Below are 364 nucleotides of genomic sequence, written 5' to 3' on the forward strand. Positions count from 1 at the left end.
GGTGCTCTCCAATTTTCTGCAAAGCTTCTCCGGCACCCTCAACGGCATCTACGTCGGGCAGATGCTGGGCACCCACGCGCTGGCGGCGGTGTCAGGCATGTTTCCCATCGTGTTTTTCTTCATTGCCCTGGTGATTGGCCTGGGGGCTGGCGCCTCGGTGTTGATCGGCCAGGCCTGGGGCGCTCGCGAGACGGCAATGGTCAAGGTGATCACCGGCGCCACGCTGACCCTCGGCGCGCTGGTGGGCCTGATCGCCGCCATACTCGGCAGCCTGTTTGCCCGCCCGGCGTTGCAGGCGTTGGGCACCCCTGTCGATGTGCTCGACGATGCGGTGGGCTATGCACGGGTGATGATGCTGATCATG

Annotated in this window: 1 protein-coding gene; it reads left to right on the forward strand. The window is 64.6% G+C overall.

What is annotated here, in order from left to right:
- Window positions 1–364, forward strand: a 364-nt coding sequence (locus AC0L3U_RS38690) for an MATE family efflux transporter (RefSeq protein ID WP_473365007.1), incomplete at both ends; no start/stop codon positions are given.

It is taken from the genome of Bradyrhizobium sp. Kon69, assembly GCF_055807515.1.